The organism is Parabacteroides sp. Marseille-P3160 (genome assembly GCF_900162725.1).
Lineage (GTDB): Bacteria > Bacteroidota > Bacteroidia > Bacteroidales > Tannerellaceae > Marseille-P3160.
In genome coordinates this window covers 1,191,191-1,207,626 of record NZ_LT799418.1, presented here as the reverse complement: position 1 = coordinate 1,207,626, position 16,436 = coordinate 1,191,191, and the positions used below count along the sequence as shown (strand labels likewise).

12 protein-coding genes and 1 tRNA gene are annotated in these 16,436 nt (G+C 42.4%); 3 read left to right on the top strand and 10 right to left on the bottom strand.

What is annotated here, in order from left to right:
- Nucleotides 1–219: 219 nt before the first annotated feature.
- From BQ8014_RS04795 to BQ8014_RS04780, 4 genes are all read right to left on the bottom strand, one after another.
- Entirely contained in the window at nucleotides 220–1,614 is a 1,395-nt protein-coding gene (locus BQ8014_RS04795; RefSeq protein ID WP_234997987.1) for a Gfo/Idh/MocA family protein, read from the bottom strand.
- A gap of 1 nt (nucleotide 1,615) precedes the next feature.
- Nucleotides 1,616–3,514, bottom strand: a complete 1,899-nt coding sequence (locus tag BQ8014_RS04790; RefSeq protein WP_080903367.1) for a RagB/SusD family nutrient uptake outer membrane protein — start codon at nucleotides 3,512–3,514, stop codon at nucleotides 1,616–1,618.
- Between the two features lie 14 nt (nucleotides 3,515–3,528).
- The gene (locus BQ8014_RS04785) at nucleotides 3,529–5,061 is read right to left on the bottom strand and encodes a SusC/RagA family TonB-linked outer membrane protein (RefSeq protein WP_200814350.1); all 1,533 of its coding nucleotides are present in this window, start codon (nucleotides 5,059–5,061) and stop codon (nucleotides 3,529–3,531) included.
- 418 nt (nucleotides 5,062–5,479) lie between these two features.
- Nucleotides 5,480–8,662 carry a SusC/RagA family TonB-linked outer membrane protein gene (locus BQ8014_RS04780; RefSeq protein WP_080903366.1) on the bottom strand — a complete coding sequence of 1,061 codons (3,183 nt, stop codon included), beginning with the start codon at nucleotides 8,660–8,662 and terminating at the stop codon, nucleotides 5,480–5,482.
- 683 nt (nucleotides 8,663–9,345) lie between these two features.
- On the opposite strand from BQ8014_RS04780, the gene BQ8014_RS04775 reads away from it, so the two are divergent.
- Both BQ8014_RS04775 and BQ8014_RS04770 read left to right on the top strand, forming a co-directional pair.
- Entirely contained in the window at nucleotides 9,346–9,888 is a 543-nt protein-coding gene (locus BQ8014_RS04775) for an HDIG domain-containing metalloprotein (RefSeq protein WP_080903365.1), read from the top strand.
- Nucleotides 9,889–9,942: 54 nt separating this feature from the next.
- Nucleotides 9,943–12,720, top strand: coding sequence for a putative LPS assembly protein LptD (locus tag BQ8014_RS04770; protein WP_080903364.1), 2,778 nt, complete (start codon nucleotides 9,943–9,945; stop codon nucleotides 12,718–12,720).
- Nucleotides 12,721–12,747: 27 nt separating this feature from the next.
- Here the strand turns inward: BQ8014_RS04770 and ung are convergent, their stop codons facing one another.
- Entirely contained in the window at nucleotides 12,748–13,410 is a 663-nt protein-coding gene (gene ung, locus BQ8014_RS04765; protein ID WP_080903363.1) for a uracil-DNA glycosylase, read from the bottom strand.
- Nucleotides 13,411–13,546: 136 nt separating this feature from the next.
- On the opposite strand from ung, the gene BQ8014_RS04760 reads away from it, so the two are divergent.
- Nucleotides 13,547–13,619 (top strand) — tRNA-Arg (locus tag BQ8014_RS04760).
- Nucleotides 13,620–13,948: 329 nt separating this feature from the next.
- On the opposite strand, the gene BQ8014_RS04755 is transcribed toward BQ8014_RS04760, so the two are convergent.
- From BQ8014_RS04755 to BQ8014_RS04730, 5 genes are all read right to left on the bottom strand, one after another.
- Nucleotides 13,949–14,338, bottom strand: a complete 390-nt coding sequence (locus tag BQ8014_RS04755) for a hypothetical protein (protein ID WP_139785074.1) — start codon at nucleotides 14,336–14,338, stop codon at nucleotides 13,949–13,951.
- A 23-nt stretch (nucleotides 14,339–14,361) separates the two neighbouring features.
- On the bottom strand, nucleotides 14,362–14,841 hold the full coding sequence (locus BQ8014_RS04750) for a hypothetical protein (RefSeq protein ID WP_080903361.1): 480 nt from the start codon (nucleotides 14,839–14,841) through the stop codon (nucleotides 14,362–14,364).
- 153 nt (nucleotides 14,842–14,994) lie between these two features.
- Complete coding sequence (locus BQ8014_RS04745) at nucleotides 14,995–15,216, bottom strand: hypothetical protein (protein WP_080903360.1); 222 nt, start codon at nucleotides 15,214–15,216, stop codon at nucleotides 14,995–14,997.
- Nucleotides 15,217–15,414: 198 nt separating this feature from the next.
- The gene (locus tag BQ8014_RS04735; RefSeq protein WP_080903358.1) at nucleotides 15,415–15,741 is read right to left on the bottom strand and encodes a hypothetical protein; all 327 of its coding nucleotides are present in this window, start codon (nucleotides 15,739–15,741) and stop codon (nucleotides 15,415–15,417) included.
- Nucleotides 15,725–16,054, bottom strand: a complete 330-nt coding sequence (locus BQ8014_RS04730; RefSeq protein WP_080903357.1) for a hypothetical protein — start codon at nucleotides 16,052–16,054, stop codon at nucleotides 15,725–15,727. Before BQ8014_RS04730 ends, BQ8014_RS04735 begins: the two co-directional genes overlap by 17 nt.
- Nucleotides 16,055–16,436: the final 382 nt, after the last annotated feature.

Sequence of the window (16,436 nt, the reverse complement as noted above, 5' to 3'; positions counted from 1 at the left end):
ACTGGAACTTTTTTTTGTTTTCCGTTCCGCTTTTCCAATAAAATGATATCTGTCTTATTGTCTAAGGACCAAACTGAGATCTCTGCTGAAATGACTGTATTATCTCTGTCATATTCACCGGCGCTAACAATTATGCTTTTTTTATTTCCTGCGTTTATGCTTAAAGATAACAAACATAAAAACGAGACAACTAACGAAGCTTTTTTCATCTTTATCATATTAAAAATTATAAGGCGGCCTGTACGGACGTGAAATCATAGTATTTGCTTCATCATCGTTCTTGAAACGTTCCAAAACAGGATCCCAGTATAGTTTCCGGTTCAATTTCATTGCAATATACTGAATGAGACAAACAGTACATGAACGATGTGCCACTTCCGCCGGGGCAATATTTAACTTACGAGTTCGCACACTTTCCAACCAATTGCCATGATGATCAGTACTTTGATAAAGCCGTACCGGATCATTTTCTGTTAATGGAGATAAAATTTTGGAATCGGAAGCTATAAGCGCTTTTGATTTACTGGTGCTCGGGTCGTTTGCCGAGGCACTATAATTGCCTCGGCTAACAAATATCCATCCGTTTGTACCGGTGAATAACACCCCGTTTGGCTTTTCTTTACTTTCAGTTACCCCAGTTACAATAACGCCATTCTCATACAACATGCTCGTTTCAAATGTACCATGGACATTCCAAAGCCCAGAAGTTGGGAATTCAGCATGTCCGGATACTTCAATTGGGCCTGTGTATTCCGTATTCATAGCCCAGTGTGCAATATCGAAATGATGTGCTCCCCATCCGGTAATCATACCTGCACCAAATTGGTCACAACGTAACCAGCCCGGACGTCCATACCCTTTTTGCGGATGAACGCGGTCAATTGTATAGGGAACATATGGTGTCTGTCCCAACCACATATCATAGTTAAATCCCTTTGGAATGGGCATTTCTTCAGCATTTCCTCCAGCGGGGTCGCCCGGCAAGCGGACCTCAATCATCTTTAATTGCCCGATGCGTCCGTTACGAACTAATTCACAAGCGAAGCGAAATTGTTCCATTGATCGTTGTTGACTACCGATTTGAAGGATACGCCCGGATGCATTTACAGCATCACTCATTTTTCTTCCTTCCTCAATTGTCAGAGAACTTGGCTTTTGCAGATAAACATCTTTACCTGCTCGAACCGCATCAATGGTATTTTTAGCATGCCAATGGTCAGGTGTACTGATTAATACAGCGTCAATATCTTTATTGGCCAGTAAATCCATATAGTTTTCATACGTAGTAATTCCTCTGTAAGGTTTTCCTGATTTTTTAGTATAGTAACCTTCTACTAATTCCTTAGCTTCGGCTACTCGATGAGCATCAAGGTCTGCTACCGCTATTATCCGCACATCGTCATATTTCCAAACACCCGGCATATCATGGTCCCGGGAAATACGTCCGGTTCCAATTGCTCCAATATTGATTCGATTGGAAGGTGCGTTTTTCCCAAAAACGGAAGGCGGAACGATAGCGGGGGCTACTATCAATCCACAACCTGTAGTGACAGCTTTTTTAATAAAATTTCTTCTTGATATTTCCATTTTTATATTTGATTTTAGGTAATACATTTTACTGAGGTCCTAAGACCGTACCTTCCTCCGGCACCTTCAAAGGAGTAACATTCTTCTCCGCACCCGGATAACCGATGTTCTGGTTGATTATTCCTTTCGTGTTCGTATTGATCGCACTTGCCGGTATCGGCCAAAGAATGTGATGCACGCTAATCTTGTATTCCGCCCATTTATGTATTACTCCCTTGTTATAAAAATTACTACGGGCATTGACACGGTCATACCAGAAATTATACCCTTCTTGCTTTACATTCGAATTGGTTCCGCCTGGACCGGATAAATTATCCAGTTTATATACACGTCCGCCGAATATTTCACAGGGTTTCCCCGTTCGTGCATAAATATAGGATATACGGACCAATTCAAGATGCCGATTCTCCTCATAATAAAGTTCACGGGCACGTTCATCCAAGATTTCGCCGATATTGATATCGGCAGCCGTAAGAGGAGATGCTCCCGCACGGTTACGGACGACATTCAATGCTTCTGCAGCCAATTGGGGTTGGTCTTTCCAATAATAACATTCGGCAATCAACAAATAAACTTCGGCCGACCGGTAAATGTACCAAGGGGTTTCGCCACCTGCCCATTGCGTCTGCAAAGGATCGGGAACAAACAATTTATAATGAGGCCACGAAAACCATAGACGGATTGTGTCCTCCACAGACATGGAGGGGCTTTTTACGAAATTCTTTCCGTACCACTGATTGCCGGAGCTCTTCAGGCTCGGGTTATTGTAGAGCAAATCCTCCATTTTACGCCAGCTATCCCGGTTGAAGATACCCCGTAAATCATTCGCTTCCTTATCTGCACGCCAAATCTCATTCGTAAAGTACCAGGTCGGGCGTAAACGGCCAATACCACGTCCGTAGGTCTTGTTCAAATCCATTTCAGGATCGGTTTCGCCCGATGCAATCGTAATACTTGTTCCGGTTTGTCCGTCGGGAGTCTTGATATTTCCGTTATTCCAAAAAGGGACTCCATTACGCATGGTCTGAATACGATCAGAACCATCTACTTCCGGATAAGACACGACATACATCAGCCCTTCCGTATTGCTCATGTCCAGTTTTGCTTCCACACTGTGCAGGTCATGCATCAGATTCGTTCTCGCCTTACTTTGGTTTGCAGTAAAACGTTTCGTCATCAAAGGATGGGCTGCAACCACTTCTTTTCCCACCTCAATCGCCCGGTCAAAATCACCCAGCACCATACAAAGTTTCATTAGAAGAATACCGCATGCTCCTTTTGAAGTCCTACCTCGATCCACTTTATCGGGTACCCATTGATAGGCAAATTCCATATCTTTCCTCATCCGTTCCAAGATTGACCAACGGTCATAGGAATAAAAATCATACTTGGGTTCGGAAATTTCCCAATCCATATAAGGAATATCCCCAAACTGGTGGGTCAATTTGAAATAACGGTAAGCCCGTTGGAAATAGGCAGCTCCCAAAACGGCATTCTTTTCCGCTTCATCTTTGAATGTCGCATCATTAATACGGGAGATCACGACATTCGCATATTTAATTCCCTTATAACCTTCATACCAATACCACCCTACTTTTGTGGTATTTGCATCATTCAGGCTAGCATCAGGCAAAAGGGAAATATCCATGTTCATTTGTGGCCCGGCTTTATCAGTTGTACCTTCGACCGCTACTTCCGATTGAATCATTTCCGTCAGGATAGGAGCACCATCCCCAAAATACTCATGGCGCATATTACGTTCACAGGTACTTAATGCCGAATACAATCCCGCGGTATTCGATAGGGCAACGCCAGGTTCATAAAAAGACAAAGGTTTCGGATCCAACCAACTTTCTCCACATGCACATAACAGAGGTAATAACATAGAGAATGTCAATAGTTTGATTGTATTTTGATTTGCTTTCATAATATCTTCTTTTATTAAAGAGTGAAGTTTACACTAAGGTTATATGTACGAGGAGTAGGATCCGCTCCTGACTCCGGATCTCCAAAATCCCATTCGGGGGCCCACATTGCAGCATTACGCACACTTAATGTTAATCGCATATTCTGAACAAAGAATTTTTTCAAGAATTTAGGAGGAACATTGTAAGAAGCTGTAATGTTATCGAGACGTATAAATGAGCGATTGACATAATTATTCCCAATATTTTTAGAACCGACACGGGCATAGTCATTAATAGGATTATTCGGTGTCCAGCGAGGTAAAGCATAACCTGAACAACGATCTGGAAAATTGGAATTATTCGCTGCCCGATTGAATGTATTATAATATCCCCAATATGAATATAGAAGGAAAGATAAATCAAAATCCTTAAATAGGCGGAAGTCATTACGAAAAGTCCAACGGAAACGTGGAGTTTTATATTTCTGGAACACCTTGTCATTATCGGTCATCACACCGTCTCTGTTCTGATCCTTATATTTGAAATCACCAGGTTGGCAACCATATTTTGCAGCTTCGTCTTCTTCTCCCAGTTGCCATACGCCAATCCGTTCGTAATCCCATATGCGGTCGGGATCCTGTCCGATAAACCATTGGTTCTTTATATCGTCTGCCTCTTTCTGGCCGATTACATTTCCATCGGAGTCCTTTACGTCCACCATATCCCCGTATAACTTCTTAATCTCACGACGGTTCAACGAAAAATTGGCGGAACCACTCCATTCAAAGTTTTCCCTTTTCATTATATTGGCATTAAGAGTCACTTCAAAACCTTTATTTTGAAGTTCTCCCAAATTGGCAGCTACACTGTTAAACCCTATAATTTCAGGTAAAGCACGGTCGACCAGTAAGTCATGTGTTGTTGCCGTATAAACCTCAACCGACCCAGACAAAATATCCTTGAACAAAGAAAAATCCAACCCGAGGTTATAGGCTGCCTTGCTTTCCCATTTTAGACCAGAATTTGCCATCCGATTTACATATAGATAAGAAGAAAGATAGATATTGCCATTCTGGTCAATATAGGGGTGCAAGCCGGAGGTCATATCGGATAATGCCGTATATTGATCAGCCAAATCTCTATTTCCATTTTTCCCCCAAGATAGACGTAACTTACCGTAATTCAACCAACTATCTGTCTTTCTCATAAAATCTTCCGAAGTAAATACCCAACCGAGAGCAACAGCCGGAAAGGTCGCCCGTGGATTCTTCAATCCGAATGCAGAATAGCCATCGCGACGTATGGAGGCTGTCAGCATATATTTGTCATGTAATGAATAGTAGATCCTTCCCATCAAAGCATCTCCGGTCTTATAAGTATCATTGCTTGAAACTAAAGGAACCGTACCTGCTTGTAAACGATGATATCCAAGTATATCCGACGGACTATAATTAGATGTTTTCGCTATAGTTTGCCAATATTGGCCTTTTTCAGCATTTTGCAATAATGTCACTTCAAATTTATGAATATCATTGTATTCTTTTTTCCAACGGATAATGTTATCCACTTGCCAATTAAAAGTTTTTTCATGTTGTCGTTCCGAATTTCCTCCCTTAGCTTTCCATTCCTGATTTTGTGAAGATTCATGNCATCATTCAGGCTAGCATCAGGCAAAAGGGAAATATCCATGTTCATTTGTGGCCCGGCTTTATCAGTTGTACCTTCGACCGCTACTTCCGATTGAATCATTTCCGTCAGGATAGGAGCACCATCCCCAAAATACTCATGGCGCATGTTACGTTCACATGCGGTTATAGCGGAATACAGGCCATCGGCATTCGATAAGGCGACTCCGGGTTCATAAAAGGAGAGAGGCTTCGGATCCAACCAATCACTTCCGCAACTGCAAAGGAAAGGAGCAATAGCGGTTAAAATAATAATTCTTTTATATATGTTTTTTAGTTTCATATTTTCTCGATTTTAGATTATAAAGTGAAATTAACGCTTAGATTATATGTACGCGGCGTAGGCCTGAACTCCGAAATATTATTGTTTGAATCTTTATACCAGGATTCCGGATCTCCCAACTTCCAATGGGGTGCCCAGAGAGCAACATTCCTAATACTGAAAGATAAACGCATATTCTGAACGGCAAATCTTTTCAGAAACTTAGACGGCACATTATAGGAAGCAGTAATGTTTTCCAGACGAATAAATGATTGGTCCACATAATTGTTTCCTATATTCTTCGAGCCAATACGGGCATAGTCGTTAATCGGATTTTCCGGTGTCCAGCGAGGCTGTTCATAATCCGTTGCACGATCAGGGAAGTTGGAATTATTGGCAGCCCGGTTAAACCGGTTGTACTGTCCCCAATAGGAATACAGCATAAAAGAAAAACTAAAGTCCTTATAGAAAGTAAAATCATTGCGTAAAGTCCAACGAAAACGGGGTGTGGTATATTTCAAAAAGACTTTGTCATCATTTGTCATCACACCGTCGCCGTTTTGATCCTTATATTTGAAATCACCCGGTTGGCAGCCATATTTTGCAGCTTCAGTCTCTTCGCCTAATTGCCATACACCGATCCGTTCATAATCCCATATACGGTCGGGATCCTGTCCGATAAACCATTTGTTCTTTATATCGTCCGCCTCTTTCTGGCCGATAACATTTCCATCGGCATCCTTTACATCCACCATATCCCCGTATAACTTCTTAATCTCCCGGCGATTTAAGGAGAAATTTCCGGAAGCGCTCCAACCGAAATTTTCCCGATTTATAATATTGCCGGTAAGACTTAATTCAAAGCCTTTATTCCGAAGTTCTCCCAAATTGGCAGCCACACTGTTAAATCCGATAATTTCAGGCAAAGCACGGTCAACCAGTAAATCATGTGTTGTCGCCGTATAAACCTCAACCGATCCGGACAAAATATCCTTGAACAAAGAAAAATCCAATCCGAGGTTATAGGCTGCCTTACTTTCCCATTTTAATCCGGCATTTGCCATCCTATTTACATATAACTGGGAAGATAGATAGATATTCCCATTCTGGTCGATATACGGATGCAAGCCAGAAGTCATATCGGATAATGCCGTATATTGATCAGACAAATCTCTATTCCCATTTTTTCCCCAAGACAGACGTAACTTACAGTAATTCAACCAATTCTCTGTCTTTTTCATAAACTCTTCCGAAGTAAATACCCAACCGAGAGCAACAGCCGGAAAGGTAGCTCTTGGATTCTTCAACCCAAAAGCCGAAAAACCATCCCGACGTACAGAAGCCGTCACCATATATTTATCCTCCAAAGAATAATAAACACGGCCCATTAGGGCGTCACCTGTTTTATAAGTATCATCGCTTTCGACAAGTGGAACTGTTCCGGCCTGCAAGCGGTGATAACCTAACACATCGCTCGGGCTATAATTGGATGCTTTCGCCACGGTTTTCCAAAACTGCCCTTTTTCTGCATTCTGCAACAAAGTCACTTCAAACTTATGGATATTATTGAATTCCTTTTTCCAACGGATAATGTTATCCACTTGCCAGTTAAATGTTTTTTCGAGGCGGCGCTCCGAATTACCTCCCTTAGCCGCCCACTCGACATTGTGGGATGATTCATGGTTATAATACTCCTGGTAGGTAAAGGAAGGTGTATAATTTACTTGATATTCGAACCCATAAGGCAATGTTACAATAGCATAAACATTGGCATTAAGGGTATTGTAAGTATTCAACCGATCCCGGTAGGTATTATCATAAAAAGGGTTCACAGGAGTAACATCACCAGTTGGGAGTCTTTGATAAGGGCTTTCCGGATCGTCCATATTGTTGGAGCCATAAGGGGAAATAACGCTCGACTGCCCCCAGTCCGCCTGCAAAAAACCCTCGTCACGTGAAGCGAAGTTGGCATTTAATCCGACTTTCAGGAAATTTGTAATCTTTGATTCCAGATTCAATCGGGAACGGATATTCTTAAACTGGTTACCGACAACAATCCCTTCCCGATCCGTATAACCTAACGACCAATAATAGGATAGATTATCGTTCCGGTTCGAAATGCTCGCCGTATAATCTTGTTGAAAACCTTTTTGGAAGACCAAGTCCTGCCAATCGGTAATCCGGTTAGCCAAATAATTATTAATTTCAGGAGTTTTCAGTTCCAGGCGGGAGAGCCAAGTGCCAAGCAATTGTTCTTCCGTAACAGAACTAACCGGCTTCCCTTGATCGTAATTATACCAATCCAATTGATTCACGCCATCCAATTTCCGGGGATCAACAAACATTTGCGGATATTTAGCCAAATAATCGCTGGTTCTTTTCCCGATCTCATAATCATAACGGTAGTCCAGAAATTCAGAAGCATTCATCACCCTGGGCATATTCGCATTTTCGACAAATCCCATATTGGCATTAAAGGAAATGCGTGGTTTACCGGATTGTCCCTTCTTGGTTGTGATAAGAACCACTCCATTTGCAGCCTTGGCTCCATAAACAGCCGCCGAACTCGCATCTTTTAAGATATCGATGGACAAGATATCATTCGGATTGATATCGGCAAAAGTACCGTCGAAAATAACTCCATCCACCACATTTAACGGGCTTCCTCCTGCTTTCAAGGTCCCTCTTCCTCTAATTTGTAAATCGGCATCACCCTTTGCACTCGTTGCCAGCCCGATATTCATACCTGCCGCATTGGCACGTAGCAAGTCCTGAACAGAGCGTGGGGCTTCCGATTCCATTTTTTCCGTACGGATGGAAGAAATAGAACCGGTTAAATCCTTTTTCCTGGCTGTGCCGTAACCGATCACGACCACTTCTTCCAGATTCTGAATATCCTCTTTCAGTACGGCATTCATTTCCGTCTTATTTCCCAAAGGAACATCCTGAGATAGGTATCCGATATAAGAGAAGGTCAAAACCACATTTCTTCCGGAAGTTTCCAAAGAATACTTTCCATCCAAATCGGTTAAAGTACCTCTCGTAGTCCCTTTCTCGACTACATTCACACCAATTAGAGGCTCGCCAGCCTCATCCTTCACGATTCCTGTAATAATTTGACTTGATTGGGCCTTCATATCTACTATGGATAGATTAGAAAATAAAAAGGCACAGACCAAGATACATGGTGAAAGAAACTTACATAAATACGTTTTTATCATAATACAGCTTTTTTGGTTATTAAAATAAATTCTCAATCAAAATAGTTTAATATACATACACTTACAATGTGTGCGAACACGCGCTATGGGTGGTCCGATAGCAGTTAACATACGGATTCATTTTTTTTATATTATTTACTAATTTATAGGGAAACATAGTTAGACTCGTGATGACATCAAGTCTCCTTTTTCACAAAAACACTCCATATCGAAGCTTTTATCCAAGAATAAACCGGAATAATGAACTCCTGATCTATTTTATCTTATGTATTTTCCATTATATTCTCATTTTCATAAGGTTAGAAAACGCATGTGTGCGTACACAAACAGCGGGTCAAAACTAGAATAAATAAAAATAGGATGCAATAGGATAAAAAAAAATCTGAAAAGATTTAACAAATTATCCTTTATTTCATAAAAACCCTATGCTCATTTTGATCATCCGGTTAACAGGATTTCGGAGCTCCCGCTTGTCTTTGCCTTGACTGGGCATTGACGGATATAAATTGGGATAGCAACTGTTCACCATTTCTCCGGCAATAATCGGGATCCTGCCGCCTGGAGGTGTAAAAGACAGCTGAACTGCCAATTAATTCCCTTCTTTTTCGCTTGTAGAGCTTCAATAAATAGCAATATTCCGTATTCTTACCTATTTTTGTACCCATAATGCAAAAAGGAATGAAATGAATCCATTGGATATTATCAATAAATACTATTCTCCGGAGCGAGAAGTCTACCACATTCTGGTAGACCACTCCCGGAGTGTCACGAATAAAGCGTTGGAAATTGCCCGCAACCATCCGGAGATGAAGCTGGACCTGCCATTCATCGAAGAGGCGGCCATGCTACATGACATCGGTATCTTTCTCTGCGATGCGCCGGAAATAGATTGCCATGGGGAGCATCCTTATATCTGCCACGGATACCTGGGAGCCGACTTGATGCGCAAGGAGGGATATCCCCGGCATGCGCTGGTCTGTGAACGCCATACAGGCATGGGGTTGTCGCTTGCCATCATCATCGAACGAAACCTGCCCATTCCTCACCGGGACATGCAACCCGTCAGCATGGAGGAGCAATTGATCTGCTTCGCGGACAAGTTTTTCAGCAAAACGAAGCTGGACAAGGAGAAGCCGGTCGATAAGATCCGGCAAAGTCTTGAGAAGTACGGAGAGGAAGGCGTTTTACGCTTTGACGGTTGGTGTAAACTCTTTTTAGGGAAGTAAACTCGGCGTACTCACCAAAATGTTATACTTTTGCCGGGTAACTCCGATATAATAATGTTTTTGATGCAAAGGGCCCTTCTTGTTTGTTTCGTCTTCCTGTCAGGCTTCCTGCAAGTACAGGCGCAAGAGATTGTACAGATGGCGGATTCGTCAGCGCTCCCGCCGCTCGAACAGCAGCCGGACTCCTTATTGCGCACTGCTCCGGACACGCTGGCTGCCGACACGACGAAGAAGAAACAGGGATTGGATGCGCCCGTATCTTACCAGTCGACCGACTCGATCGTGTGGAGCGTCGGCAACAAAGCCTACATCTATGGCGAGGGGGACGTAAAATACCAACAAATCCAACTGCAATCCGAAAACATCGAGATAAGCATGGATAGCAGCATCGTCTATGCCTATGCCGGTATCGATTCCGTGGGAAGCGAGTTCGGCTATCCGCTCTTCATGGAAGGAGACCAGCAAATGGAATCGCGGACGATGCGCTATAATTTCAAAACGAAAAAAGGATACATTACCGACGCCATCTCGCAGCAAGGGGAAGGCTATGTGACGGCCGGGCAAACCAAAAAGACGGCGGACAATGTCCTGAATATGCTGCACGGGAAATATACGACGTGCGACCATTACGACCATCCGCACTTTTACATCCAAATGAGCAAGGCGAAGATCCGTCCGAAGAAAGACATCGTCGCCGGCCCGGCCTATCTGGTCATTGAGGATGTACCGTTGCCCTTATGGGTGCCTTTCGCCTTTTTCCCTTTCACGGACACCTATTCTTCGGGAATCATCATGCCTACGTTCGGAGACGAAAACACGCGCGGATTTTTCCTGCGGGACGGCGGGTATTATTTCGCTCTCAGCGATTATGTAGACTTGGCTGTTACGGGTGAGATCTATACAAAAGGCTCCTGGGGACTGAGCGCCAAGTCGAGCTACCGGAAACGTTATAAATACTCCGGAGGCTTCAACGCCTCCTACCAGGTAACCAAGCTGGGCGACAAGGAAGCGCCGGATTACTCGGTACAGAAAGACTTCCGGATCAACTGGACTCACTCGCAGGACGCGAAGGCCAATCCTTACCGTACTTTCTCCGCAAGCGTTAATTTCTCGACCAGTGGGTACGACAAGAACAACCTGGCCTCCATGTATCCTACGGCAAGCTCCACACAGGCGTCGGCCACGAACAATATCAAAAGTTCCAGCATCAGCCTTTCCCAGCGTTTCCCTAATAATCCGCTGAACCTGTCGGCAACCATGAGCGTCAACCAACGAAGCCAAGACTCCGCTATTGCCATCACCCTACCGGACCTGACGGCAACCGTCAGCCGTATCTACCCGTTCAAACGGAAAAATGTAATCGGCAGCGAACGTTGGTATGAGAAAGTCTCCATGAGCTACACCGGCTATCTGAAGAACAGCATTGACACGAAGGAAAACCTGGTCATGAAATCGAGCCTGATTAAGGACTGGAAAAATGCAATGCAGCACACCATCCCTATCAGCGCTACTTTTTCCTTATTCGATTATATCAATATTTCCCCGACATTCAATTATGTGGAACGCTGGTATAGCAGTAAAATCGACAAGTCTTATGACCTCGAACAACAATCGGTCGTAGAGAAAGATACTACCTATGGGTTCTACCGGGTATTCAATTATAACGCATCCATCTCCGCTTCGACTACATTGTACGGCTTTTTCCAACCGCTTGGCTTTTTGGGAAACAAGATTAAAATGATTCGCCACCGGTTCGAACCCTCTATTTCGTTCAGCATTGCTCCGGATTTCGGCGCCCCAAAGTACGGTTATTACAAGGAGCTCCAATACCGGGACCAGTACGGGCAGACGGTAACGGAAAATTATTCGCCTTTCGGGGAAGGCTTGTTCGGTGTGCCCGGACGGGGAAAGCAAGGTTCAGTCAGCTTTAGCTTCAATAATAACATCGAGGCAAAAATACGCTCGGATAAGGATTCGACCGGCGAACGCAAGATCAGTATCATCGACCAGTTAGGCCTGGGCATCTCGTACAATATGGCTGCAGACAGCTTCAAGTGGAGTGACCTATCCGCCCAACTGCGCCTCAAGCTGCCGATGAATTATACGATCAACCTGAACATGGTGTTCGATACCTATACCTATGAATATGACGAAGTGCGCAAGACCGGCCGACGGGTGGACGTGCCCCGATGGCAAGCAGGAAAAGGTTTCGGACGCCTGCGCTCTACCGGTACCAGCTTTTCGTATACACTCAATAATGAAACGTTTAAGAAACTGTTCGGAGGAGGAGAAAGCGATTCGAAAAACAAAGAGACACCTAAGCCGGGAGAAGAGAATGAGATGGAGAATCCGGATGATCCCAACGCCCTTCCTACGGAAGAAGGGGCGACCGGAAAACGGTTACGCGGGGCAAAAACGGAAACTGAGGGAGACATGGATGCGGATGGTTATCTGAAAACAACTATCCCCTGGTCGTTAAGTTTCAACTATAGCTTGAATCTGGGATATAATACCGCGAAATTTAATCCGAAAACGAACGAATATCCATACCGCTGGGTACACGCCCTGAGCTTCAACGGTTCCATCCAGCCGACCAAAGGCTGGCGGCTGAACTTTAATGCGACCTATGATGTCGAAGCGAAGAAGATCTCATACCTGACTTGCAATATTACGCGTGACCTGCACTGCTTCCAAATGTCAGCCAGTTTTATTCCGGTCGGTCCTTACAAGTCTTATACGTTTACGATTTCCGTCAGTTCCTCCCTGCTGAAAGACCTGAAATACAATCAGAGCAGCAGCCAGCTGGATAACAAACTAATGAACTGGTATTAATCACTCCCTTTGCAAAACGGACAGCGATCACCATTGGATGGGTGTTTGCCCGGTTTCAAGCAGATAAGCGTTGGCGAGGCTGAAATGCTTGTTCCCGAAAAATCCCCGATGAGCGGAAAGAGGGGAAGGATGGGCCGACTTCAGGACAAGATTCCGGGAAGTATCGATGAAAGCTCCCTTCTTTTGGGCATAAGAGCCCCATAAAATATACACCAGGTGCTCCCGCTCTTCCGCCAAACGGTGAATCACGGCATCCGTAAAGGTCTCCCATCCCTTGTTCTGATGGGAGCCGGCCTGATGGGCGCGAACCGTAAGGGTTGCGTTGAGCAGAAGCACTCCCTGATCCGCCCAGCGCGTCAGATTCCCGTTCGTAGGAAAAGGCGTCCCCAGATCGCTACCGATTTCCTTAAAGATATTGACCAACGAAGGCGGGAAAGGCGTTCCGTCCTGTACGGAAAAACACAATCCATGCGCCTGTCCGGGCTCGTGGTAAGGATCCTGCCCCAACAATACAACTTTAACCTTTTCGAAGGGGCAATGCGAAAAAGCGTTGAAAATCAATGAGCCGGGAGGATAAACCGTATGCGTCCGGTATTCTTCGCGGACAAAATCCGTCAGGCGGATAAAATAATCTTTCTCAAATTCATCCTTCAGCCGGCGCTTCCAGCTTTCCTCTATTTTCACTTCCATACTTCTTCTTTTTAGTTGAAAACAAAGGTAAAACAGATTTGCAAACTGTTTAAATTTTCGTGAACTATTTTATCATAGAGTTTACAATAGATTTGCTTTCATCGCAAAATATCTATATCTTTGCAACGTTTTTACCGGCTCGGTAGCTTAGTGAATAGAGCGTCAGATTCCGGTTCTGAAGGTCGTGGGTTTGACTCCCACCCGGGTCACTTATAAAATCAAATCGCAACTGTAACACAGCTAGTTGCGATTTTTGTTTTTGCAAGTTGCACTACATTTGCAAAACAGCAATAAAAAAGGCTGCTTTGCCATTCTTGGAAAACAACCTTTTGGGGATGATCATAACTTTTGGTTATTTCGTTTATACTTATCTCTCTTTCTCCTACCTTTTCGGTTATGTCCACATTTAGCGACCTGTTCACGCTGGTAGGTATGAATCAACCGCGTTCGTCCGATGTGTCATTAACGGAGGCCAGGAAACGATCAAATATAGATGTTTCCCAGCTATTCTCAAATACATTAGGTCTTTTCATTCTTTTTATTTATTTTTCATGATATACTCCTTCAATTTCTTAAAGTATTCCCGAAAAGTAGCACATTGTTCATTTAGAATCTTTCTTTCTTCACCTTTCTCACCCCCCTGGGTATCATATACGAATTTCATGACAAGTGTAACAAATGATGACTCAACTAAAGAAAGTGCAGCTATAATGTCTACGTCATTAATTTCTTTTTCAATAGACTTCATTCCCTTAGGTTTATCGGCTTTAGGATTATCTGGAGATTTTTTAATAATCCCCAACTCCACAGCGAAGCGCTCCCGTGCCTTCTCTGACCGATCGAATTTAATTACATCTTCATATCGTTCTTGTTTTATTAACATATTCCGAACAATTTGCTTAATGTCGATAGTAGTACTTGTTTTCATTGCTTTAATTTTTAGTTATTGATTTATATCTTCCTTTTTTGCTCTTTATCAGCGGCTTCAACGACCGTCTTTTTGATATGTGAGAGTGCTGATATATTCATTTCTTCTATCGCATCAATAAGTCGTCGACCGTATCTGCACCCAAGTACATCAAGGGAGGATAACAGGCTTTTAGCATCCATATCTACACCATACTCTTCAATCTGATAGCTTGCGTAGTCGATCCAATAAGGAAGAAAGGATTGTACTATGCTGTCAGCCGAATTGATCATTCGGATTAATCGTTCTCTTCCTGTTTTGGTCACCGGTCCGGCGTTTTCAAATGTATCTTCTCTGCTATGAAGTCCTATAAATTTCTCTATCTTTTGATAGATAAACTGCATCTGATCCTCTTTTATCCCATAGATGGCCTCGTTATCCACTTGGATAATATAAAGACCATATTCTCCTGTTTCGTCTGACCTACTATAATCCTTACTTACTCTTACTAAATTCGTTTCCATAATGTTTATTATTTGAATTGTTTATAATTTGATTTTTGATTTACCCTTACCGTAATCTTACCGTATTGTTACCATGACATTTTTATTTTAAATGTTTATATTTTTTGAGCACTAATGGAGTACAGAAAACGTACTCCATTAGTGCGATCTGCTTTATCGCTTCAAATTCTTTGGTACAAATAGTACAACCTTGCATAGAGGTTTACTCTTTGTCTCCTGAATGCTATTCACTTTTTCGCATTTTAGTTCGTCTATCATTTTACTGATTCGTTTATCCCGTCTTTCCAGCATTACCGATTGACTTACAATTATATTCCACACATCACGACTAATAACGATGGTTTCTTTATCTGTGTTATTCTCTTTCGTTGCCATATTTATATTACTTTATTATCGATTTTCCAAATGAATGGATTCATGATTAGTTTATTTCCTACATATACTAGGTTAATCCCTGTAAGCACATAATAGAGTAGCGCGCCTTCCGGAGTGCTGGAACCGGTACAATCAGAACAGAACAGCATAAGACTGATCATCGCGTATGTGAGTAATAGTAACCGTTTCATTTGCCTTCTATTTATTAGTTTTTTGCATCTCATTATATTCATAAATCAGATTCTGCAGTTCGACAAAATCATTGTCATTTATCCTATCTTTTATTACCTCAGAGATAGAAATTATCTGAAAAATGTGTTGTCTTGCTAAATCCAGTAGGTTTTTAGGATTATCCCCTTTGTTTAAATCAATTTCGATATCTTCGATGTTTTCGCTGATTTCAGAAGAGATGGTTACAATAGCATCACATAAATTACTTGTGTTTATGTAAAAATCTTCTTCTGCTATTTTAGAATCTTTCAATTTCTCAAGACACTCCTTCACGCTTTCATTTAAGTTTTCCATAGTGATTCATTTTTTTTAGATTTTCGTATTTATATATCAGATCAAATAGATCATCCCAGTTTTCTTTTTTGACACGATCTTTAAGTATTTCAGTCAATGTTATAATTTGACAGATTCTTCCTTGTACATTAATAGATTGCTCCACTTGTTCTTTTTCGTTCTCTTTGGTAAGTATATCGGGCACACTGTCCAAAGCATCAGTGCTAAGGAAGAGAATGCACTCAATAAGATTACCCATTTTATAGTAATACTCCTCTTTTACGATCTGCTGATCATTTAATTTCTTTAGTAGTTCATTAATTTTACTTTCCATAACCGTATGTATTTATGATTGATACTGTTTTAATTGTCTTTTATCATACTCCCATGCTAAGTGCATGCATGTACCGAAAGAAGATGAGCAACCTATACGATACAGGTGCCAAGCGCATTTCATTACTGTAGAATGTCCTAAATAGGTTTTACGGCTTAGGACCGGTTTGTTCCTTTTTCTGTCTTTCATTTCTCTGAATAATGATTCCATTTCTCTGATTAATGATTCCATAATTTTATGATATTTAAATATCCATGCTGCACACGGTTTCCGTTTTCCTCCGGCCGGATAGGTAAACGGGCTAATGTGTGCACCGAAGACTACCGCTTTAGCATGGATGGATTAATAATCTTTTAGACAAACATCCATTTACCTCTAAGTG